The organism is Micromonospora sp. NPDC005206, assembly GCF_040608175.1.
Lineage (GTDB): Bacteria > Actinomycetota > Actinomycetes > Mycobacteriales > Micromonosporaceae > Micromonospora.
Genome location: NZ_JBEXHU010000014.1, coordinates 122,717 through 143,336, shown reverse-complemented (window position 1 = coordinate 143,336; position 20,620 = coordinate 122,717). Strand labels below are relative to the sequence as shown.

Sequence of the window (20,620 nt, the reverse complement as noted above, 5' to 3'; positions counted from 1 at the left end):
GGGCTGCGCTGCGTTCACGTGGAGACATCAGCATAGCGGCCTGGCCCGACAGGGGGCAAAGCGCCAGCCCGACCGTACATACATTATTGACGTGAGGCCTCCTCGCGTCATACAATGTATCTGTACGACTCGCGCTCTCTATCAGGAGGAACGATGGGCAAGGCATTGCTCGTGGCCTGGGGTCACGAGTTCGTGGACGAGGTGCTGGACGGCCTCGGCCCGAACGCCGAGGTGGAGGTCGTCGTCGGCAAGCCGACAGTCGACCAGTGGAGGAACGCGCCGCTCGTCGTGATCGACGGCCGGTGCCAGACGCTGGCCAGCGGGATGCCGGCGCACCTGCGGATGGTGGTCGTCGCCCCGGCGAAGCTCGACGGCGACCGGCTCGCCGTCCTCTACCGCGGCTGGCAGGACGACTACCCGGAGGTGCCGGTGTACCACCTGCCGACCGGCTTCGAGGCCGTCCGGCAGCTGGTCGTGGAGGCGGCCGCCGGCACGCAGCGGCCGGAGGTGCGGATCGGTGTGATCGGCGGGCACGGCGGCGCCGGCGCGACGACCGTCGCCGTCGCGCTGGCGATGGCGTCCGCGCACGACGGGCGGCGGACGATCCTGGTCGACGCCAACGCGCCCGGCGGGGTGGACGACCGCCTGGGTACGCCGATGCGGGAGCTGCGAGTGATCAACTCGCTCGCCCCGGCGCACGTCCTGGACCGGCACGCGGGCGACGTGAAGGTGGTCGACCTGAGCCGGTCGCTCGACGAGGACCAGATCGCGGCGGCCGGGCTGTGCGACCTGGTGCTGCTGGTGGCCAACGTGCAGCGGAACGCGCTGGTGACCCGCCAGGTGGCGGCGCGGCTGGCCATCAAGGGCGCGCGGTTCGCGGTCGTGCCGACGTGGGCGCACGACAAGGCGGCGCAGGCGCTGGCCGAGGAGTTCAGGGTGCAGTTCCTCGACGAGGTGCCTCTGGACCCGCCGTCGGTGTTCTCGGACGGGCGGGTGCACCTGATCGACTCCTGCCACCTGTTCGAGATGGCGCGGACGCTGCTGGCCCGCGCCCCGTACTTCGCCGCCCGGGTGGCGGCCTGACCATCCCCGGCGGGTGCCGTACATTGACCCTGTATGGCACCCGGCCGTGGGAGGAGAGGAACGATGAAGGTGAGCCAGACGAGACTCAAGGCGGTGGCCCGCGAGGTGGGCGCGAGCCTGACTCGGCCCGGGCCGCTGGACCTGCCGCCCGTGGTGGGGCTCAAGGAGATCGTCCGCATGTTCGACGTGAAGGACAACACGCCGTACCAGTGGCGGTCGAAGGGCGTCCTGCCGAAGGAGGACGGCGAGGTCAGCAACAACCCGGTGTGGAAGGTCGCCACGATCTACGCGTTCGCCGAGGACACGAACCGGACGATCGTGTGGGACCCGTGGAACGTCCTCGTCGAGGACGAAGAGGCGGCCTAGGTATGAGCATGTCGGCACCCATTGCGACCGTACACATCGGGTGTAGGGTGCCGGAAAACGCGTCGACCCCGCCAGGCGGTCATCTGGCGGGGCCGAGGTTGCTCTACCCGGAACGGAAAACGGGTCGCACGCGCATCGTACGCCAGTTCGGGCGACGGTGCGCTGGCGGCGCTTCACAGAGAGGCCGCCTGCATGGTGGACCGGTGGACGGTCGAGCGTGCGGTCAGGAGTCAGCTCTGCACTTTGGAGCCTCCTGGCCGGCAGCTCGTCCTGACGCTGCTCACGTGGTCCGACGCGGCCACGGCGAAGATTCCCGAGCAGTACACGCCGAGCCTGACGGACCTGGAGCACGCGACCGGCATGGCCCGGTCGACGGTGGCGAAATGGCTCAACAAGGTCGAGGAGGAGAAGTGGGTGAAGCGCGTCCGGCCGTCGGTGGCGGACGCGCGTCGCAAGAAGGCGAAGACGGTCTATCAGATGGGAGTCCCCGCGGACCTGGTGCGGGAGCTGACCGAGAGGGGCGTAGTTGGTCCGCGTGCCGGACCAGCGAAGTCCGAATCGCCCGGGTCTGCTGGTCCGCCAGACGGACCAGGGAAGGCGGGATCTGGTTCGGGACGCGGACTATCGCTAGTCCGCTCAACGGACCGAGTTGGTCCGCCAGACGGACGCAAGACATACAGGGAACAAGAAACGGTTGGTGGTGGCGCTCCGACCGTGGAGGACCACGCGTACATCGAGGGGCCGAACGGGAGGTGCTCCATCCCCGGATGCACCAAGTCGGCTCCGCTGCACAGCCGTCGCCTGACGGTTGTGTCCAAACGGGACAGGAGAGTGATCGGGGAATGAGAGTGACGCTCCTGCCGGTCGACGTCGCGCAGTGCGTTACCTGCGGCGGCCTGCTCGTCGAGGCTGGAGACGACTGGCTGCACGAGGAGAACACCGGCTGCACCGCGATGGGCACGCCGGTGATCTGCCGGCGCCCTGACTGCGCCATGCCTGCCGCCGTCGGCTGCGAGGCCTGCGCGGTCTGCATCGCCGCTTTTTCGTCGCGCGAGGGTGTGGGGTCACGGTCGACTACCGCGACCGTATAAAGTCTATGTAGGTTCGTTCACGTGGAAAGGGACGAAGGAATGAGTTCACGGTTCATGCCGGCCACCCGGAAGAAGGCGAAGGCGCGGATCGCGCTCGCCGGGCCGAGCGGGTCGGGCAAGACCCTGACCGGCCTCAAGCTGCTGTACACGCTGACCGGCTCGGCGACCGTCGCGGACGGCCTGGAGCGGATCGCGTTCGTCGACACCGAGCGGGACTCGGCCGACAAGTACGCGGTCAACTCGGAGCTGCCTGGTGTTGGGGACATGACGCCCGAGGAGGCCGGCGGCTACGGGTTCATGAAGTTCTCGCCGGTCAGGTACGACCCCCGGCAGCTCGTCGAGCTGATCGACGAGGCGGCGGTGGCCGGCTTCACGGGCTTCATGCTCGACTCGGCCTCGCACTACTGGTTCGGGCCGGGCGGCATCTTGGAGCTGGTCGACCTGTTCGCCCGCAACCACGGCGGCCGGTCGATGGACGGCTGGAAGGACGTGCGCCCGATCGAGCGGGCGTACATCGAGGCGCTGATGAGCTTCCCCGGTCACGTCGTGGTGTGCCTGCGGTCGAAGCAGAAGTACGAGATCACCGAGGGCGCGGACGGCCGCAAGCAGGTGTCCAAGCTGGGGATGCAGCCCGACCAGCGCGACGGGCTGGAGTACGAGTTCGACCTGGTGGGCGACCTCGACCAGGGTCACTACCTGCGGGTGACGAAGAGCCGGTGCGACGCGCTGGCCGACGAGGTGATCCACAAGCCGGGCGCGGAGCTGGGTCACCAGCTGCTCGACTGGCTGGACAACGGCGAGCCGCCGAAGGACCTCGACTGGCCGAAGGCCCTCGCGGCGTGCGCGTCGCGGGAGGACCTGGCGGTGCTGTGGCAGCGGGTGCAGCGGCTCGGCAAGACGCAGAAGCTGCGGGACGCCTTCACCGCGCGGGGAGCGGAGATCAGCGCCGCCCGCCGCGCGGCCGAGGCTCCGGGCACCCAGCTCGACAGCGCGCTGGTCGAGGCGGCCGGTGCGGCGGCCGCCAACGGCCGGCAGCCCGAGACGGCGGGAGCGGCCCGGTGAGCGAGATCCGGCAGGAGGCCATGCGGGCGGCGGTGCTCAAGGCCCTCATGGACGAGGTGAAGAAGGTCTACGACGCGGCCCGCGCCGAGGCCGACGGCCGCCTGATCGAGCTGAACGGCGCGATTGGCGTCAAGACGATCGAGGTGCGGCTGCCGGGCTACGACCAGCCGGTGGCGCAGGTGACGCTCTCCGAGCCGAAGTCTGGCTACGTGGTCGACGAGGCCGGGTTCCTCGCCTGGTGCAAGCAGGAGCACCCGTCCGAGGTGGCGGTGACGACCCCGGCGCCGGTGGAGTCGGTGCGGCCGGCGTGGCGGAAGGCGTTGCTCGGCCGGATGAAGGTCGAGCAGGACGGCACGGTGGTCGACGGCGAGACGGGCCGGGTCCTCGACTTCGTGGAGGTGGCGGAGCCCCCGCCGCCGTCGACGACGCTGACCTTCAAGAAGGGCGGCCGGGAGGAGGTGGCGCGGGCCTACCGGGACGGTCGGCTGGCGCTGCCCGAGCTGCTGGCGTTGCCGGCGAGTCCGCAGGAGTAGGGCGGTGCGGGGCCGGGCGAGGGGTGACCTTCGTCCGGCCCCGCTCCACATCGGAGGCAGGGGGGTGAGCGGTGGCGATCGACGCGAGGCTGGTGCATGACGGCCTGGTCGACGTGGAGGCGTTCGCCGCCGCAGCCGAAGCCGGTGCGGTGGGTGTGTGCGACGGCTGCGCCGGGCTGCTGGACGGGTCGGCGCAGGAGGGCGGCGGCCTGCTTTGGCTGACGACCAGGTGCCGGGCGTGCGGGGCCGAGCGGAGCGCGCCGGGCGGCCGGGCGCTACCGCGTCCGACGAGCCAGCGGCCGGCCCCGCCGGCGTGGGTGCTGGAGGCGGCGGCCGAGTTGGAGGCCCGGCGACTGGGGGAGCGGCCCGACCGGTCACAGCCCGCCTAAGCCGGGCCGCGCCTCCTCCTCACTCCACTACCCGACCCGGGCCGTTCGGTGGCCTCCGTGGACGGGGGACCGCCGGCCCGTGTGACCTGTTACACGGCCCGGTCCCTACATAAAACCTGTACGTCGGGAGTGGCGTCTGCCTACAATGTCTATGTACACACCGCCCCCCAACTGTGCGAGGAGTGAGCGAGATGCTGAGCCACGAGAAGATCCTGGAGCGCGCCCTGCGAGCCGCCATCGAGGAGATCGACCTGGAGAACGTCGCCGAGGAGGCCGGAGCGGAGCCGCTGGCTGACGAGGACGGCGCGCCGACTGAGGTGGTCGAGGTGCTGACGCTGGCCGACGCCGGCTTCATGACGACCGACAGCGGCGTCTCGGTCCGGCTGAGCGACGGCCGCCAGTTCACGATCGAGATCAAGCTGTACCGCTGACGTAGCCGGCGGGCGTGCCTCGAGCGCGCCCGCCGCTTCCGTTCCCGACCTGCCCCCACCTGACCTGAGCTGAGGAGCCGACGATGGCCGACCTGACCTGCACCCTGCGCGTGATCGTCCCGACCTTCAACGCCGAGTTCGTGCCCGAGGAGGACGCCGGGCCGTGCACCGAGCGGGCGGTGGCCCGCCTGGTGATCGAGCACGACGGCGAGAAGTGCGGGGACGAGGGGCGCTGCCTGTTCGACCCGGAGGAGGGCCTGGAGCTGGACCCGTGGACGCAGACGGAGCTGCTGTGCGTGGTCCACCTGGCCGAGCACCACCACGCGGCCGGCGAGCTGGTCGGCGCGACGCTGACCGAGCTGTAGCCAGCGAGTAAGGGCCGCCCGGGGATTCCGGGCGGCCTCGACCCATTGGAGGAGACCGTGAAGAGGTACGAGGTGCCGGCGCTGCCGGCACGACCGGCACCGGCGGCAGTGCCGCCCGACGGCGGCACTGCCGCCCCGGTTGCCGGGTAGGCCGGCAGTGGTTCACGTGGAGAAGATGCCGCTGCCGGAGCGTCCCAGCAAGGGCGCGTGGGTGGTCGCCTGGTCGGCGTTCGCTGCCGGCATCGGCGCGTCCCTCGCGGCGAACATCGCGCACGCCGGCGCAGGATCCGGGGCGAGGTTCGTTGCCGGCTGGGCGCCGCTGGCGCTGCTGCTGTGCTCCGAGGTGATGATGCGGGTGCCGGCACCGCGGCACCCGCTGTTGAAGGGCGTGCAGGTGTTCGGGACGCTGGTCGTTGCCGGCGTCGCCGCCCTGGCCAGCTACCGGCATATGCGGGGGCTGGCGCTGGAGTACGGCGAGGACAACCTGACGGCGAGCACCCTGCCGCTGTCCGTCGACGGCCTGGTGCTGGTGTCGTCGATCGCGCTGGCGCGCCTGGCCCAGATGCGGCGGGAGGCGATCCGAGCCGACCGGGTTGCCGCCCTGGCCGCCGCCGTGGTGCCGGTGCCGCCGGCCGCGCCGCCGCCGGACCCGGTGCCGCTGCCGCTACCGGTGCCGCTGCCGGACCCGGAGCCGCTGCCGATGCCGGAGCCGCTGCCGGTGCCGCAGCCGCCGGCCGCCGACCCGGTGCCGCTGCCGGAGCCGCCGGCCGCCGACCCGGTGCCGGACTCGGTGCCGGTGCCGGTGCCGGTGCCGACGCCGCCGGCCGCCGACGCGCCGCCGGTGCCGGAGGCCGAGCCGGTGCCGCTGGTGGTGGTGCCGCCGAGGGTGCCGCTGCCGCACCTCGACCCGGTGGTGCCGGCCCGACCGTGGCCGCAGCAGGAGCCGCTGCCGCTGCCGCCGCCGGGCCCCGACCGGGCGCCGACGCCGCCGGACGCGGCGACGGAGGAGCTGTGGGCTGCCGCCCGGCAGGTGTGGCGGAAGTCGGTGGCCGCAGGGGAGCCGCTCACGGGCCAGGCCCTCGGCCAGCGGTTTGGACGGAGCGAGAGGTGGGGCCGGAACCGCATCAAGGAGGCGCGGGCGGAGCTCCAGGCCGAGGAAGCTGCCGGCGGCGACGTCGCCGGCGAAACCGACCAGCAGGACACCCGGGTGCCGGCCGGCGCCGGGGTCGCGTGAAGGAGGAGAGACAGATGGTGGTGTCGATGGCGATGATCCAGGCCGCGCGGGCGGCCGAGTTCCCCGAGCACCCGTACGCCTGGGTGATTACCCGGGACCGGGACCACGAGCTGCACGGCACGTCGGAGTCGGAGGTCGGGACCAGCGGACCGCGACAGGCGACGGCGGCGATGCTGGAGCGGGCCCGGACGGAAGGCCGCCGCTGGCGGATGCTCGACGCGGGCGACATCGACGCGGGCGCGGTCGCGGACGGGAAGGACGTCGACCCGGACGAGCGGGGCGTGGTCTACGAGGGGCGGATCTGGACGCAGGGAGAGCCGGGCGGCATCGAGGACTTCGGGCCGTTGCACGACTTCGGCGAGCCGAACTACGGGTGCAACGACATCCAGTACCGCGAGGGCGACCGGTGGGTGTCGCTGTAGTGGCGAACTGTCGGGCCGCAATGATTGAATGTGACCGGCCTGGCGGCGCGTCGCCGGGCCGGACGCAGAACCGGTCAGGAAAGCCGTCGGGGGACAGCATGGCCTGACCGGTACTGCACCAGACAAAAGCGAGTAAAGAGCCCGGGACCCTGCGCAAGGGGTCCCGGGCTCTTTGTATGCCGATCTGAGTCTGTCGGGGTGGGACGGTACAGTGTCGCCGACGCGACAGTGACGCGTCGGTAACTCATACGTACCTGTAGGTAGCACGGTGCGGTGAGGCACTGCTAGCTTATAGGCCAGCCTGAATCAGGCTGGCCTACTGAGTGGTGCTGCCAACGGTCGACGTGGGGGTCGGGCCGGAGGACGTGCCGGCTGGCGCCCGCGAAGCGCCGGCCGGGAGGCGAAAGTAGCGACGGAGGCTGCGGGGGTCAAGACGTGCGGTGCTACGGGTACGACGAGACAGGACGTGAGGTCATCGAGGCAGAGGCCACGGTGATCCGAGAGGTCGTCAAACGGGTCCTGTCGGGGGAGAGCATGCGCTCCACCGTCGCCGACCTCAGAACGCGGGAGATCACGACGTCGGCCGCGCGGCCCTGGACCCAGCAGTCGCTGTCGCGGCTGCTGCGGAACCCGCGGCTGGCCGGCTTGAAGACTTACCTCGGCGACGTCGTGGGCAAGGGCAACTGGCCGCCGATCATCGACGAGGACACCCACCGGAAGCTGCTGGAGCTGCTGGACGCGCCAGAGCGCAAGCAGCCGTTCGCCACGAACGTGCGGAAGTACCTGCTGTCGGGCGGGTTCCTGGTGTGTGGGTACCCGCTGCCGGATGAGAGCGGGGCGGGCACGCACATCGACGGGAAGCCGCTCTACACGCAGCCGAGCAACAGCGGCAAGCGCGGCTACGTCTGCCGCTCGGGTAGCCCGAGCTACGGATGCGGCCGCATCCGGATCGCGGCGGAAAGCCTGGAGGAGGAGGTCGCCGCCAGGGCGCTGGCTCGGCTGGCCTCGCCCAAGGTGCGCGCCCGGTTGGAGCGGGCCGTCGGGTCGGCGATCAACGGCGAGGAGACGATGACGGAGGTCCTCGGGGCCATTGAGGACCGGTTGGAGGAGGCGGGGCAGGCGTACGCGAAGCGGGAGATCAGCCTCGTGACGCTCAAGGCGATCGAGATCGAGGCGCACCGCGAGCAGAAGCAGGTGCGTGAGCGGCTGGCCCAGGCTGCACGGTTGCAGTCCCTGCCGGCGACAACGCCGGAGGCCCTGGCCGAGTGGTGGGTGGACGCTCCGCTGGAGAGGCGCCGGGAGCTGCTGGCGCTGGTCCTGGACCGCATCATCGTGAAGCCGGCGACCCGCGCCGGTGTGGTGCACCTCGACGTCGACAGGCTTGAGTTCGTCTGGAAGTGATCGTTACCAGAGTCTTGCCACCCGCGGAACCAGGCGGGTGGCAAGATTTTTTGGGGTTGGGCTTACATGGTGAAAGATCCTTGAGGGCCCGAATTGCGGACCTGTTGCTCAGTGTTGCCTCGGGTTTACGATCACGACACACTCTTTCTTAGGAGCGCCTTAAGCCCCCACCGGCCTATGAGGTCACAGTGGTATGGCTGGCGCATCGAGACGGATCACGGGGGAGCCTCACTTGCCACGCAAGCGCATGATCGAGATCCATCAGCTGGCGCAGCGGATCGAGGCCGAGCTGGAGTCGGGGCGCGCGGACGACGCCGACCTCAGCGACGAGCAGGTCGACCGGGTTGCCGGTCTGCTGCGGCCGGCGCCGGCGATCGACCAGGGGCAAGTGGCGAGGACAGCGATTCGGGCACTGCGAAGGACTATTCGTGGTGCGACCGCTGGCGCGATGATGCCGGCGTTCATGCAGGCGGCCGGGGCTGCCGGGATGGCCAGCTGACGGGCGGGCGAGGGCCGACCTCCCGCCGGGGGCGTACATAAAATATTGACGGCAAGATCGTCTTTTGACTACAATGAATGTGTACGAAATGCGTACAGCGTTCACTGTGGAGGAAGACGATGGCAGCGGTTGTGACGGCCAAGAAGCCGGTCCTGCGGATGATCCCGGTCGCCAAAATCGAGGCGGACCCGGACCAGCCCCGCAAGCAGTTCACCGAGGACGAGCTGGCCGAGCTGGCAGCGTCGATGAAGAAGCTCGGCCAGCTCCAGCCGGTCGCCGTGCGCAAGACGGCGAAGGCGGGCCAGTACCGCCTGGTCGTCGGCGAGCGGCGCTGGCGGGCCGCCCAGCAGGGCGGCATCGAGGACCTGGCCGCGATGGTCTGGGAAATGGACGACGAGGCGGCGTTCATCGCGCAGGTCGCCGAGAACGTCAACCGGCAGGACATGACGCCGATGGAGGAGGCCGCGGCCTACGCGCGCCTCGCCAACGCTGGCTGGGAGACCGGCGCGATCGGCGAGCTGTTCGGTAAAAGCGTGCCGTACGTCGGGTGGCGGATCGACCTGCTCGGGCTCATCGACGACGCGAAGCAGCTCGTGGCCAAGGGACAGCTGCAGGTGGGCGTCGCCTGGTACGTGTGCCGGCTGTCCGCCGACCAGCAGCGGCGGTTCCTGGTCAAGTGGGCGCGCGGCGAGTTCTCGTCGGCGCGGGACGCGGAGGCGTTCGCCAAGGCGTGCAAGGCGTCCGAGGACCAGGGCGGGTTCTTCCAGCTCGACGAGGCCGAGCACAGCGAGGAAGAGCAGGAGAAGGTCGTCGAGAAGAGGAAGAAGGTCGTCAGCAAGATCGACCGCCTGGCGGCGGCCGGCGAGATCCTGGCCGAGCTGGCGCAGCTGGACGAGGTGGAGCTGGCGAAGCTGCTCGCCGGCGCCGACGGCGGCGTGGCGGCGTACCGGCAGCGCGTCGACCACCTGCGGACGGCGGCGGGGAAGGTGTCGGCGAAGCTGCGCAAGGCGCAGGCGATCGCGGCGTCGGTGACCGTGGAGCTGGACCCGGCGGCCGTGGTGGCGATCCCGGCCGAGGTCGTCGACCTGACGCCGCTGCCGCCGGTGGCGCCGCTGCCGGCCGACGACGACCTGCCGAACGTCGACCCGAACTGCACGTGGGAGGGCCACGCGGACGCGGTGCAGGAGCAGGGCTGGTGCTCGGTGTGCCAGCACTGAGGTAGCCGGCTGACGGACGCCCCGCGCGAGGATGCGCGGGGCGTCCGTCTGTCTCCGGGCGATCCCTGTCCCGGCGCAATGGGAGTGCGTATGCTCCGGGCGTGGACGCCTGTTCGCGTGGAGCGCGCTGATGCCGGTCCTCGGGCCGATCGACCTGCCACCCTGCGGGGTGTGCCGGCGAGCCCGCGTCCGCGTACGGCGCGGCGACCGCGACCCGGTGGTGGTGTGCCTGGCGTGCGACGGCGGGCCGCTTGTCGAGAAGGCCCGCGCCCAGCTCGACGACGACCAGCGCCGGGCGCTGAACCTGTGAGCGCGCCTCTCTGCGCCCGCCGGCTGTACGGTCACAATTTGACTGTTAGTCCGGATTAAGATACAATGTTTATGTACAACAAGCGGCTGTTGGAGGCGATCTGTGCGCGCGGCGTGGTCACGGTCCTGTGGGCCTGGCCGCTGCCGTACGGGCCGGTCGGCCTTCAGCGGGCGATGCGAGGAGCGCAGGCCGAGCTCTACCGGCAGGCGCGGATGTTGAACGCGGTCCCGCTCGGGCCAGCGACCTTCCGGGTCGCCCTCGACGCGGTGTTCGACGACCACGCCGGTCCGGCGCTCGTCGCAGAAGTCAGGGCAGCTCAGCTGCCAGAGGAACCGAACGGAGAGGGGGCCACTGTGCCCGCAGACTGTACGGCCGCAATGCCCGATTGCGGCGACCGACCCGGCGGAGGTGACGCCGCATGACCTGGAACGAGCAGGTCGAAGCTGAGGCCGGCCGAGTCAAGACGGCCCTGCCCGGCTACCTCGCGGTCCGCCAGATGGCGGCCGCCGCGCTGGCCGCAGCGTCCGAAGACCTCGGCCTGGAGCTGCGCGAGCGCGACCGGCGCGACCTGGCCGAGGCCGTGGTCGACGCGATCCACAAGGCAGCCGAGCTGCAAGGCATCAAGTTCGCGTGCGACGTCGCCGACATGGAGGTGGCCGCCAACGATCGGTGGCTGCTCGCGCCGGCGAGGGAGAAGGCCAAGACCGACCCCGAGTCCCGCAAGGTCCTCGCCTACCTGGAGCAGCACGCCGAGGGCGCGCAGAAGATCCGCAACGAGCTGGTCGAGCGACTGGCGCGCGTCGGGCGACAGTGGCTGGCCGAACAGCCGGCGGCGGTCGTGCCGCTGTCGGCGCCGGCCGACGCCCGGACCGAGGCGAGGGCGGCAGCGTGACCGCGCCCGCCGTCCAGGTGCCGCAGCTCAACGCCGAGCAGGTCGCCCACGTTCGGGCGGCGATGGAGGCGCTGCGACGGCAGTTCGAGGCCGTCGGCAAGGTGCTGCGCGAGGTGTTCCGCCAGATCGGCGCAGCGATCCGCCGGGCGCTCCCGATGCTGGTCCGCCTGGCGGACTACCGGCGGAAGCGGCTGCGGGAGATGCACGTCGAGTACCGGCGGCGGCTGCGGCACCGGCGGCGGCGGGCCCGGTGACCGACGCGGAGCCGAAGACGGCGCGGGACCTGGCCCTGGCCAGGGCCCGCGCCACCCGGCGTGAGACGGGAGCCGAGCTGCCGCCGCGCCGGGGCCGCTCCACGGTCGCCCGGCCGGCGGCGGACAACGCGCCGGTCGACGACGCCGTGGCGACCCTGGCCACCCGCTACCTGGTCGACGGCTACCAGCCGGACGACGTGGCGCAAGGGCTCGGGATCGACCGCGGATGGTGCCGGGCGATCGCCGCCCGGCTGCGAGGGAGGAGGTAGCCGATGCCTGACCAGGTGGCGGCCAGCCCGGACGAGGAGCTGGTGGAGTGCGAGGACTGCGGGCGACCGCTGCGCACCCCGCGGGCCCGCGCCGAGCGGCTCGGTCCGAAGTGCCGGCAGAAGCGACTGGCGATGGGAGCGGCGGCATGACCGTGTTCGTGTTCGGCGGCGGCGTCCACGTGGCGATGGTTGAGGCGAAGGCGGTCCTGCCGCTGCCGCCGCTGCCCGACGCCGAGCCGGTCGACGTCGCCGAGGGCGACCGGATCCAGGAGCTGGAGCTGCTGAGGATCTGGGGCCCGCCGGCCGTCGTCGCTGCCGCGCTGGACGCGCTGGGCGCCCACCTGGAGGAGCTGATCCCGGAGATCGGAGCTCTCTACACGCACGACGCAGCACCCCAAGATGGAGGATGAGTTGCAGCTGTTCACGAGCCGCTACCAGCGGTTCCGGCCCGAGCAGGGCGCGCCGGTCCGTACGACCGTCGGCAAGCCCCGGTTCCCGTTGCCGTACGAGCTGGCCGGGTTCGCGCGGTTCCTCGCGCCGACCTACGGGATGCTCAAGATGGCCGAGGGCCCGTACCGGCACCTCTACCTAGAGCGGCTGGAAGGCATCGGCGTCGACCTGATCGCCGAGCAGTTCGCGGAGATCGCGGACTACGCAGGCCACGACCGTCTCGTCCTGCTCTGCTTCTGCGACCTATCGGTGCCGCCGCCAGACAACTGGTGCCACCGACGCATGTTCGCGGCCTGGTGGGAAGAGCAGACCGGCCACGAAGTGCCCGAGATGGCCGAGCGGCGCGAACCGCCGGCCCCCACCCTGTTCGACTGACCGAAGGAGTTCACGTGGAAATGACTCTTGACCGACCGCCCGCCGAGACGGGCGCGCCCCTCGACCTCGACCCGACCCTGCAACCCGGTGAGTCCGGGTACTTCGCGGGGGAGTGGCTGGAGTACCCGTACGACGGCGGCCGCCGCTTCGAGTCCGCGTACGCCGGCACGGTGGTCCGGCGCTGGAACGGCTGGGCGGTGTGGTCCTGCACCCGCGACGTCGCCGCCGCGGTGGTGACCGACCAGAAGGCGGCCCGCCGGCACTGGCGGGCGGTGTACGAGGCCCAGGGCATGACCGAGCCGAGGCTGAGCCGCACGCTCGACGCCGACGTGCCGGAGATGCGGTGGGACGGCGACGTGATCCTGGTCGACCGCCGGGCCCTGGACGAGCCGGAGCTGCGGATCGAGCCGGACGAGCACGGCCGGTACGTTGTGATGGGCGGTCACTGGATGTGGGAGGAAGTCCCGGTCGACGCCGCCGACACCGTGCACGGGACGGTCACGGTCTGACCGTAGCCGTATAGCTGGGGGCCGGTGCGATGCGCCGGCCCCCTTCGCTTGGGCAAGATCAACGGTGATCCCGGCGGGATAACCGGCGGGAACAGAGAGCTACAAGCGGCCACAACGGAGCACGACTAGACACGACCTGAGCAGGGCTCATAGGATCGGCGCAGGTCAACGGCACGGCGCTTGGGGGTTCAAGTCCCCCCTCGGACACGAACCATAACCCCACGGTGCGCGCTGAGATCCACTGCAGCGCGCACCGTTTGCGTCTCTGTCTGGTAGGTCAGCCGGAGGCCCAGCTGCCGGTAGACCTCGGCTTTGTCGTCGGGGTCGGCGTTGCGCAGCACGGTGGCGATGTCGCCGAGCGCTCGGACCAAGTCGGCGATCTGGGAGCGGCTCATCCGGCGTGGCTCCGTCTGCTGGGTCGAATGAAGATCGGCTTCGGCTCGTGCCCGTTCGGCCTGGGTTTGGGTGATCCAGCCGCTGACTAGTGCGGGATCTGCGCCGGCGTCAAGGGCAGCCCTGTACTGCGCGAGCTTCGTGTCACAGACCGTGATCGTGGCCCGGGCAGCGGCCGTAACTGGCGTGAGTTGATCCACGGGCTGGGCGTCGGCAATGGTGGTGATCGTTTGTTCGAGGTGGTCCGGGGCGAACGCGGATGCGAGCCACTGGTCGAGCGGGTCGGTGAGGGCGTCCTCGCGCAGGTAGACGTTGCGGGGGTGTTCGACCTCGTTGGCGAGGGCGTACTCCTGCGGAAAACGGCAGCGGTAGTAGGCGGCGCCGTGGCTGTACTGGCCCTGCATCCGGCGCTGGCAGGCGGCGCAGTAGATCAATCCGCGGAAGATGTAGGGGTTGCGGGTGCGGCGGTGGCGTTCCTGACGGTCGACGGCTCGTGCGCGACGGGAGAGCAGGGCTTGGGCTTGCTCGAAGGTGTCGTCATCGATCAGAGGTGGGTGAGTGATGTCTTTGGAGGTCACCCATTTGTCAGCGGTGTTCCAGCGCATGACTCCGGTGTGGCCCAGTGCTACATCGTCGACGTCGAGGAGGACTTCGTCGGTGCGTTGTTTGTTCCATACCTGCCGGCCGGTGTAGCGGGGGTTGGTGAGGATGACGCGTATGGCGCTCTTGGACCAGGCGATTCCGCTGCGGTGTGGATTCCGTGCGCGGTCGTGCGCCGAGGGGCAGGGGACGTGGTTGGCGGTGAGTCCTTCGGCGATGGCGAAGATCCCGTAGCCGGCGAGGAACTCGTCGAAGATCCGGCGGACGACGGGGGCGGTCTGGGGATCTGGGGTGAGTCCGCGTAGGTGCTTGCCGTCGGCCGCCTTGGCGGGGTTGGGGTGAGGGGCGAGATTACGCAGCGTGTAGCCGTATGGCGGGCGTCCGCCGAGGTATCGGCCTTCCAGAAGTGTCTGGGCGGCCATGGCGGTGCGGACGCGCAGCTTGATCCGGTTGCGTTCGCCCTTGCTCATGCCGCCGAAGACGGACATGACCAGTTCGTGTGCCTCGTTGTCGGGGTCGATGGGGCCGCCGATCTCGGGCACCCAGAGTGCGACCCCGTAGTGCGCGAAGAGAGGCACTGTGAGGCCGAATTGGTTGCCGTAGAAGGCCCGGTGGGGTTCACCAACAACGACTGCGGAAAAGCCTCGACGTGGGTCGCGCAGCGCCGTGAGGAGGGTGTTGGCCTGGGGTCGGCGTTGCCAGGGCAGGGAGCGGCTTTGGCCGACGTCGAAGTACTCGGTGACGATGCGGCCGCCGTGGGGCTGGATGAGGGCCGTTGCCCGGGTGAGTTGCCAGCTTCGCGACGATTCCGGGTCTTGGTTGTCCTCGGTGGAGACGCGGCCGTAGAAGGCGAAGGGTTCTGATTGAGGGGAGGTCATCCGTTCACCTGCTTCGAGTTGTCGATGTTGCGGTCGTTGAGGTGTATGAACAGCTTCAGTAAGGCGGCAGCTGCCTCAGGGGATAGCTCGGGTGGTTGAGCTGGGATCACCACACTGCTAACCCCGGTGGTTGTGCTGCCGTCGACGTTGTCGACCGTCCATGGACGCTTGTCTCCGCCAGGTCGGTCAAGTTGCTCGTTCGGTATGGTCGCCGGGCCGGGCCGTCTCCGTCGTTTGTGCGGGTGACTGGATGGCTGCGTCATGCGCCTCCGTCCGGCGGTTGTCCTGGCAGCTGCCCGTCGTACGTCGCCTGCCCCTTGACTACGGGTACTTCGATTCGGAACGGGGCGGGTGCGAGGGCCGCGGCAGGACCGGTGCCTCTGTGGCGCTGCGTTGCGGCGCCGTGCCTTGATGCGTGACTGGCCGGTGCCGTAATAGTTCCCTGGGTTGTCATGGGTGAGGTCCTCCGGGAGCTCGATGTGTGCTGGTTTTGGTGTCAGGGCATGAGAGAGCGGCCGGTGCCGTGAGGCATCGGCCGCTGGCCAAACAGGGCGGTCGTTAGGTTTGGGTACCTATCAAGCCGTTGAAGACGTCGGAATGTTGCGAGCACCATTGGTGCTTGCGTTCCGTTGCCGCATTGCGAACGAGTAGCTCAGCGGGAGAGCGCTTCGTTCACACCGAAGAGGTCGCTGGTTCGATACCAGCATCGCCCACCGTTCGTATGTGCAGGTCAGAAGCCCGTTTCCGGAGTAGCCGGTAACGGGCTTCGCTGTATGTGCGGCTTACGTTGGGAGCAGATTGGGAGCAGGGCGGTTGGTTCTGGGTTCGGATCGCCATTGGCCGCCCGGCTGAGTGACCTGATTTGCGTCCCGGGCTGGGGCTGTTGGCTAGTCGAGGAGCTGGACCTACCGCTACTGGCGCCCGTGTGACGAGAGGATGCCCCCGGGTTATGGCCTACGGCCTGGCTGATGGCCGTCGGTCCGGTGGTCCGCCCACTCGCCGGTCCACATTGCGAGGTCGTGTACCCAGCTCTCAGTGCTCTGTCGGGACTTGGCTGCCCACTTCGTTGCGTTCCTTGACGCGAAGTCGTTCAAGACCTGACGGTCAGCCGTGGTCCATGCGGGAAACTGCGTGAGCCACTGTTCTGCCTGTTCGGCGCTGTGGCCGCTGCCGATCAGCCATGGGACAAGCAACGCGAGTTCGACCCATGCGGCGGCCTTGGTTGCCCATGCCCAATCGACGATCCGGAGGCCGAGCGGGGTCACGATTAAGTTGGCCGGGTTGAGGTCGGAGTGGATAAGTGTCTCGCCGTCCATCGTCGGGTGCGCGAACCCGAGCCGGGTTGCCGGAGTGAACCATGGCTCGCCGGGCGCGGGAGTCTCCTGAAGTGCCTTCAGTGTGACTGCGAGCAGGTCGAGATCCGTGCTGCCGGGTGACAGGTCGGGGTGGGGACCGGCAAGATTCTCGGTCCCCACCACCAGCCAGCCATCGGATTCGAACTGCCACAGGACTGCGGGCGGGTGCCGGTCGATGGCCCGGGTGGCCGCCAATTCGTAGCGCAGCGACCGAACACTCAACTCGCCGGAGGCCGCCTTGACGAAGATCTGTCCCGCGGGCCCGGTGACCGTCGAGGCGATCTCAGCATGGTTGCCACTGGCAGCCGGCGCGACGTCGAATGTTCCGCCGACCCGTTCGGTGATCCCTGCCGTGACACGCTCCGGCAGAGCGGTCCAGTCGCTACGCATCGGTTCTCTTCTCTGCTACTTGCCCGGCTGCGGTGGGTTCGGCGGACAGCAGGACTCGGCCTCGCCACCCCAGAATTCCATGTCGACCCGGTAGCCGGTTTCGTGCAGCGCCGAGAGTGTGTAAGTGATGGCGGTGCCGTCCTGCATGGCCTCGGTCAGGATCGGCCGGTGGTGCACGTAGTGGCCCGCGATCTCTTTGCAGGCGGCAGTGTAGGGCTCACTGATTTGGAGGGCGGCGTGCCAGACAGCGTCGATCGGCCGGGTCGGGACGACCCGGTAGGACTCGCCGGTCGGGAGGAGCATCCCGAAGTCGGTCCTGCCCACGCGATCGGCATTCGCCTTCAGAAAGACGAGGAACTGCCCGACCGCGCGCTCGGCGTAGGTCTGGGTTACCTCCTGTCTGGTAGCGAAGTAGCGGGTGATCTTGTCGAAGACCTCGGCCGAGACGAGGGTGCAGGGATCTGCGGCGATCGTCGTGGCCGGCCTGTCTGCGGTGATACTCAAAGCTCCTCCTTCATCCTGCGCGGATCAGCGGGGAAGGTGCCATCGCGTCACCTTCGGAGCTGAATTGCGTCCGTTCATTCGGTGCGTGGGGCGATCATGGTTCGCGGAGGACTCGCGGCATGGTCGGTGCGGAGGTCCCCTCACCCGCCTCCAGTAGCGGCAGCGCATGGTCACCGGCCCTCCAAGATCGATCTTCGGAACGGTCCCCAGGCGACGAAGCGCTCGAACATGTCGCGCGGGCTTGGCCCGTCATGTGGGTTCAGTTGATAGAGGTCGCGCATCGCCTCGTACATCAAGCCGCTGAGGTAGATCGACAGGGCGGGGAGGGCGGCCTCGTACTCGGCCTTCAGTAGGAGGCGCGCTTCACCGCAGGGCCACGGCTGGCCACACGAGCGGCACGCCCACATTGGCCTCAGCGGGGTGTGCGGAGGTGCCGTCTCCGTCCTGTAGCTCGGCCGGTTCGGCGTGGGTCCGGCGCTGGGGATTGGCAGCTGGGACGCCATCACCAGGGGCTCCCGTTCGCGTGCCACTCCTGCTCGGAGAGGGGTTCCCCAACAACCCGGGCCATCATCGTTGCCCGCCTTTTCCGGTCCGCTGCGCGAACACCCGCTGCCACGCGTGCGTGAGTAAGGGCGGGTCGGCTGGCGAGACCGTCGCTCGACCGGTAGCTATTCGCACCGAGACGGGAGTCGAGGGGTTTGGGGCGGTCGTGGTGTTGGCGGAGGCGTGCCGCGAGACGTACACGGTCATGGCTGTGGGGCTCGTAAAGTCGGTTCGGCTACGCTGCCTGCGAGTACTCGTTGATCAATCCGCCGAGGATCGGTCGTCGGTGAACCCGGGCACCGTTCAGGTCTACGACGTGTGGCGAAGGATTCGGTGGCCGCTGATCCAGTGAACGATGCGGCCGGTGATCGTTGTAGTGGCGGGTGTACTCGGTGAGTACTGCCGTCAGGTGCCGTTCGTCGACGATGAGCATCTGGTCGGTGCACTCTCGGCGTACGGTGCCCACCCACCGTACGGCGAAGGCGTTTGCGCGGGGTGCCTGCGGCGGGGTCTTGATCACCTCGATACCGTCCGCGGTGAACACCGCGTCGAAGACCGCCGTGAACTTCGTATCTCGATCGCGGAGCAGGAACCGCAGCCCAGCCGCGCATTGATCGAGGTCCATCAGTAGATTCCGTGCCTGCTGGGCCACCAGGCACCAGTTGGATGGGCGGTCACCCCGGCGATGTGGACTTGGCGGGTGGCGATCTCGACGAAGAACAGCACGTAAATCCGCTTGAGCGTCACGGTGTCGACGGTGAAGATTTCACATGCCAGGATCGTGTGGGCCTGGGCGGTCAGGAACTGTTTCCAGGTGGGTCCGGATCGCCGGGGTGCCGGGTTGACCCCGGCGTTGTGCAGGATCTTCCACACCGTGCTGGCCGCGACCCGGCAGCCCAGGCCGATCAGTTCACCTTGGATCCGGCGGTGCCCCCAGGTCGGGTTCTCCGCCGCGAGCCGCAGCACCAGGTCACGGACCTGCTTGTCGACCGGTGGCCGGCCTGGCCGGGCATGCGGGTACGTCCACCGCCGGGTGACGAGTTCACGGTGCCACCGCAGCAGCGTGGCCGGGGTGACGAAGAAGGCTGACCAGCGCGCGCGGGGCCGCAGCCGCGACAGCGCCGCCAGCACCACCCGGTCGGCCGGTTGCAGATCGGGGCGGGTCACCTGTCGGCGCAGCACCGCAACCTGATGGCGGAGCACCAGGATCTCCACATCCTTGGCCCCACCGTCGCGGGCGATCTGGGACAACATCTGCAGAACTTGGCGAAGCAGCAGGTACAGCAACGACGCGCTCATGCCGACGAGCATGCCGGCTGCGCCGGGCTCGAGCTCGCACAGAACCGCAGAAGTCCGAACCGAATATTCGAGCCGCACAGGGTCGCGCACCCCACCGTCGAGGAGGGCAGGAGGGCCCCGGCCCTACGGTTCGGCGACCCTCGGGTCATGGCCCTGGCCGGCGCCCTAACCACCTGCGTGCACGCCGTCACCGGTCTGACCAACCGGAGCCTTCGCGCCCTCATGACCGGACTGCTCACCACGCCCTACTCGATCGGCCAGGCCAGCTACGACCTGCGCCGGCTGCGCCTCAAAGGCCTCATCGCCCGCCAGCCGCACTCCAACACCTACACCCTGACCCCCGACGGACTCCGCTTCGCCATCTTCTACACCAAGGTCCACAACCGGATCCTCGCCCCGCTGCTGGCCGCCGACCAACCACCGGCACCACCACCGCTGCGCCAAGCGCTACGCACCATCGACCAGCACCTCAACGAACAGCTCACCCGAGCACGTCTACCCGCCGCCGCGTGAAACTTGGCTCAACCGTCAAAACCCCAGAAACCAAGCGAACGCTAGGACGGCCGCGTGATCTGCATGTCCGTCACCGTGCCCAGCGGAGCGCGAGCACGTCGCGTTCGCGGGCCAGTTCCATCAGGCCTTCCGTCGCTTCCTTCGAGAGCGGTAGGAGCGGGCTGCGGGTGAAGGCGCTGGCGATGACCCCGCCCTCCTGGAGCAGCACCTTGGTGGCGATCAACCCGCACAGGCGGTTCTCGTAGTGCACGAGCGGCAGCACGCCGTGCCACAGCCGTACGGCGGAGCCGCGATCGCCTGAGGAATACGCGTCCACGATCGCGGCCATGACCTCCGGCACGGTGCAGCTGGTCATCGCACCGACGGCGCCAGCATCCAGGTCGGGGATCAGAGTGACCCCTTCTTCGCCGTCGAAGACGCCCGGCAGGTCCTCGGGCACGAGGGACCGCAGGGTGCGGATCGTCTCGGCCGCCCGGGCCGTCTCGATTTTGGCGTAGCGCAGGCTCGGCACCTCGCGGGCCAGATCGGCGATCTGCGTGGCCGACAGCGGGGTGGTGCTCAGCGGCGCGTCCTGGAGCATGAGCGGGAGGTCGGTCGCCGCAGCCACCTCGAGCATCCACTCACGGACGACGGCCGGGGAGTAACTCATCGTGGCGCCGAAGAACGGTGGCATAACCATGAGCATCGCGGCTCCCGCGGCGGCAGCCTCCCGTGCTCGCTGAGCCGTGATGCGAGCACTGAAATGGCTGATTGTCACGATGGCGGGCAGACGGCCGTCGAGGTGCTCGAGGGTGTCGTCCTGGACACGGCGCCGCTCCTCGTCGTTCAAGGAGAACTGTTCTGAGTAGTTGGCCAGCACGCAGATCCCTGCAACGCCACTATCGACCAGGAAGTCGGTCACACGGCGCTGCCCGTCCAGATCCAGCTCGCCGGTGTCATCGAAGACGGTGGGCGCAACCGGCCACACGCCGGTCATGAGTTCAATCACGGGTT

At 69.4% G+C, this 20,620-nt stretch carries 30 protein-coding genes and 1 tRNA gene; 23 read left to right on the top strand and 8 right to left on the bottom strand.

Features of this window, described 5'->3' with window-relative positions; translation table 11 throughout:
- The first annotated feature begins 153 nt into the window (after positions 1 to 153).
- The 21 genes from ABZU69_RS22355 (at position 154) to ABZU69_RS22255 (ending at position 13,152) form a co-directional block, all read left to right on the top strand.
- Positions 154 to 1,083 (top strand): hypothetical protein, encoded by a 930-nt coding sequence (locus ABZU69_RS22355; RefSeq protein ID WP_354966274.1) that lies wholly within the window; start codon positions 154 to 156, stop codon positions 1,081 to 1,083.
- Positions 1,084 to 1,146: 63 nt separating this feature from the next.
- On the top strand, positions 1,147 to 1,449 hold the full coding sequence (locus ABZU69_RS22350) for a hypothetical protein (protein ID WP_354966273.1): 303 nt from the start codon (positions 1,147 to 1,149) through the stop codon (positions 1,447 to 1,449).
- Between the two features lie 848 nt (positions 1,450 to 2,297).
- On the top strand, positions 2,298 to 2,540 hold the full coding sequence (locus tag ABZU69_RS22345; RefSeq protein WP_354966272.1) for a hypothetical protein: 243 nt from the start codon (positions 2,298 to 2,300) through the stop codon (positions 2,538 to 2,540).
- Positions 2,541 to 2,579: 39 nt separating this feature from the next.
- A complete protein-coding gene (locus tag ABZU69_RS22340) occupies positions 2,580 to 3,602 on the top strand; it encodes an AAA family ATPase (RefSeq protein ID WP_354966271.1) in 1,023 nt (340 codons plus the stop codon).
- Complete coding sequence (locus tag ABZU69_RS22335) at positions 3,599 to 4,135, top strand: hypothetical protein (RefSeq protein ID WP_354966270.1); 537 nt, start codon at positions 3,599 to 3,601, stop codon at positions 4,133 to 4,135. The genes ABZU69_RS22340 and ABZU69_RS22335 overlap by 4 nt, the downstream gene beginning before the upstream one ends.
- A 71-nt stretch (positions 4,136 to 4,206) precedes the next feature.
- Positions 4,207 to 4,524 carry a hypothetical protein gene (locus ABZU69_RS22330; protein WP_354966269.1) on the top strand — a complete coding sequence of 106 codons (318 nt, stop codon included), beginning with the start codon at positions 4,207 to 4,209 and terminating at the stop codon, positions 4,522 to 4,524.
- 182 nt (positions 4,525 to 4,706) lie between these two features.
- The gene (locus tag ABZU69_RS22325) at positions 4,707 to 4,955 is read left to right on the top strand and encodes a hypothetical protein (protein WP_354966268.1); all 249 of its coding nucleotides are present in this window, start codon (positions 4,707 to 4,709) and stop codon (positions 4,953 to 4,955) included.
- Between the two features lie 83 nt (positions 4,956 to 5,038).
- A complete protein-coding gene (locus ABZU69_RS22320) occupies positions 5,039 to 5,320 on the top strand; it encodes a hypothetical protein (RefSeq protein ID WP_354966267.1) in 282 nt (93 codons plus the stop codon).
- Positions 5,321 to 5,495: 175 nt separating this feature from the next.
- Positions 5,496 to 6,554, top strand: coding sequence for a DUF2637 domain-containing protein (locus ABZU69_RS22315; RefSeq protein WP_354966358.1), 1,059 nt, complete (start codon positions 5,496 to 5,498; stop codon positions 6,552 to 6,554).
- A gap of 14 nt (positions 6,555 to 6,568) precedes the next feature.
- The gene (locus ABZU69_RS22310) at positions 6,569 to 6,976 is read left to right on the top strand and encodes a hypothetical protein (protein ID WP_354966266.1); all 408 of its coding nucleotides are present in this window, start codon (positions 6,569 to 6,571) and stop codon (positions 6,974 to 6,976) included.
- A 492-nt stretch (positions 6,977 to 7,468) separates the two neighbouring features.
- Positions 7,469 to 8,377 (top strand): recombinase family protein, encoded by a 909-nt coding sequence (locus tag ABZU69_RS22305; RefSeq protein WP_354966265.1) that lies wholly within the window; start codon positions 7,469 to 7,471, stop codon positions 8,375 to 8,377.
- Between the two features lie 232 nt (positions 8,378 to 8,609).
- Entirely contained in the window at positions 8,610 to 8,876 is a 267-nt protein-coding gene (locus ABZU69_RS22300; RefSeq protein WP_354966264.1) for a hypothetical protein, read from the top strand.
- Positions 8,877 to 8,995: 119 nt separating this feature from the next.
- On the top strand, positions 8,996 to 10,093 hold the full coding sequence (locus ABZU69_RS22295) for a ParB/RepB/Spo0J family partition protein (protein ID WP_354966263.1): 1,098 nt from the start codon (positions 8,996 to 8,998) through the stop codon (positions 10,091 to 10,093).
- Between the two features lie 130 nt (positions 10,094 to 10,223).
- Entirely contained in the window at positions 10,224 to 10,403 is a 180-nt protein-coding gene (locus ABZU69_RS22290; protein ID WP_354966262.1) for a hypothetical protein, read from the top strand.
- 418 nt (positions 10,404 to 10,821) lie between these two features.
- On the top strand, positions 10,822 to 11,295 hold the full coding sequence (locus ABZU69_RS22285) for a hypothetical protein (protein WP_354966261.1): 474 nt from the start codon (positions 10,822 to 10,824) through the stop codon (positions 11,293 to 11,295).
- Positions 11,292 to 11,549 carry a hypothetical protein gene (locus ABZU69_RS22280; protein WP_354966260.1) on the top strand — a complete coding sequence of 86 codons (258 nt, stop codon included), beginning with the start codon at positions 11,292 to 11,294 and terminating at the stop codon, positions 11,547 to 11,549. Before ABZU69_RS22285 ends, ABZU69_RS22280 begins: the two co-directional genes overlap by 4 nt.
- Complete coding sequence (locus ABZU69_RS22275) at positions 11,546 to 11,818, top strand: hypothetical protein (RefSeq protein WP_354966259.1); 273 nt, start codon at positions 11,546 to 11,548, stop codon at positions 11,816 to 11,818. Before ABZU69_RS22280 ends, ABZU69_RS22275 begins: the two co-directional genes overlap by 4 nt.
- A 3-nt stretch (positions 11,819 to 11,821) precedes the next feature.
- Complete coding sequence (locus ABZU69_RS22270; protein WP_354966258.1) at positions 11,822 to 11,968, top strand: DUF6011 domain-containing protein; 147 nt, start codon at positions 11,822 to 11,824, stop codon at positions 11,966 to 11,968.
- A complete protein-coding gene (locus ABZU69_RS22265) occupies positions 11,965 to 12,228 on the top strand; it encodes a hypothetical protein (RefSeq protein ID WP_354966257.1) in 264 nt (87 codons plus the stop codon). Before ABZU69_RS22270 ends, ABZU69_RS22265 begins: the two co-directional genes overlap by 4 nt.
- On the top strand, positions 12,218 to 12,643 hold the full coding sequence (locus tag ABZU69_RS22260) for a hypothetical protein (RefSeq protein ID WP_354966256.1): 426 nt from the start codon (positions 12,218 to 12,220) through the stop codon (positions 12,641 to 12,643). The genes ABZU69_RS22265 and ABZU69_RS22260 overlap by 11 nt, the downstream gene beginning before the upstream one ends.
- 14 nt (positions 12,644 to 12,657) lie before the next feature.
- Positions 12,658 to 13,152: a hypothetical protein gene (locus tag ABZU69_RS22255; protein ID WP_354966255.1), complete on the top strand. Its 495-nt coding sequence runs from the start codon at positions 12,658 to 12,660 to the stop codon at positions 13,150 to 13,152.
- 188 nt (positions 13,153 to 13,340) lie between these two features.
- On the opposite strand, the gene ABZU69_RS22250 is transcribed toward ABZU69_RS22255, so the two are convergent.
- On the bottom strand, positions 13,341 to 15,023 hold the full coding sequence (locus tag ABZU69_RS22250) for a recombinase family protein (protein ID WP_354966254.1): 1,683 nt from the start codon (positions 15,021 to 15,023) through the stop codon (positions 13,341 to 13,343).
- Positions 15,024 to 15,667: 644 nt separating this feature from the next.
- On the opposite strand from ABZU69_RS22250, the gene ABZU69_RS22245 reads away from it, so the two are divergent.
- Positions 15,668 to 15,736 (top strand) — tRNA-Val (locus tag ABZU69_RS22245).
- A 234-nt stretch (positions 15,737 to 15,970) separates the two neighbouring features.
- Here ABZU69_RS22245 and ABZU69_RS22240 read toward each other — a convergent pair.
- The 6 genes from ABZU69_RS22240 to ABZU69_RS22215 all read right to left on the bottom strand — a co-directional run bounded on the left by ABZU69_RS22240 (position 15,971) and on the right by ABZU69_RS22215 (position 19,114).
- Positions 15,971 to 16,768 carry an aminoglycoside phosphotransferase gene (locus tag ABZU69_RS22240; protein WP_354966253.1) on the bottom strand — a complete coding sequence of 266 codons (798 nt, stop codon included), beginning with the start codon at positions 16,766 to 16,768 and terminating at the stop codon, positions 15,971 to 15,973.
- 15 nt (positions 16,769 to 16,783) lie between these two features.
- On the bottom strand, positions 16,784 to 17,272 hold the full coding sequence (locus ABZU69_RS22235; RefSeq protein WP_354966252.1) for a hypothetical protein: 489 nt from the start codon (positions 17,270 to 17,272) through the stop codon (positions 16,784 to 16,786).
- Positions 17,273 to 17,442: 170 nt separating this feature from the next.
- On the bottom strand, positions 17,443 to 17,775 hold the full coding sequence (locus ABZU69_RS22230; protein ID WP_354966251.1) for a hypothetical protein: 333 nt from the start codon (positions 17,773 to 17,775) through the stop codon (positions 17,443 to 17,445).
- Positions 17,776 to 17,839: 64 nt separating this feature from the next.
- Entirely contained in the window at positions 17,840 to 18,022 is a 183-nt protein-coding gene (gene amcA / locus ABZU69_RS22225) for a multiple cyclophane-containing RiPP AmcA (RefSeq protein ID WP_354966250.1), read from the bottom strand.
- Between the two features lie 28 nt (positions 18,023 to 18,050).
- Positions 18,051 to 18,440, bottom strand: coding sequence for an integrase core domain-containing protein (locus tag ABZU69_RS22220; protein ID WP_354966249.1), 390 nt, complete (start codon positions 18,438 to 18,440; stop codon positions 18,051 to 18,053).
- Positions 18,440 to 19,114, bottom strand: a complete 675-nt coding sequence (locus tag ABZU69_RS22215) for an integrase catalytic region (RefSeq protein ID WP_354966248.1) — start codon at positions 19,112 to 19,114, stop codon at positions 18,440 to 18,442. Before ABZU69_RS22215 ends, ABZU69_RS22220 begins: the two co-directional genes overlap by 1 nt.
- A gap of 147 nt (positions 19,115 to 19,261) precedes the next feature.
- Here ABZU69_RS22215 and ABZU69_RS22210 point away from each other — a divergent pair, with 147 nt between their 5' ends.
- Positions 19,262 to 19,627, top strand: a complete 366-nt coding sequence (locus ABZU69_RS22210) for a hypothetical protein (protein ID WP_354966247.1) — start codon at positions 19,262 to 19,264, stop codon at positions 19,625 to 19,627.
- A gap of 70 nt (positions 19,628 to 19,697) precedes the next feature.
- Here the strand turns inward: ABZU69_RS22210 and ABZU69_RS22205 are convergent, their stop codons facing one another.
- Positions 19,698 to 20,603: a dihydrodipicolinate synthase family protein gene (locus tag ABZU69_RS22205; protein ID WP_354966246.1), complete on the bottom strand. Its 906-nt coding sequence runs from the start codon at positions 20,601 to 20,603 to the stop codon at positions 19,698 to 19,700.
- Between the last annotated feature and the right edge of the window lie 17 nt (positions 20,604 to 20,620).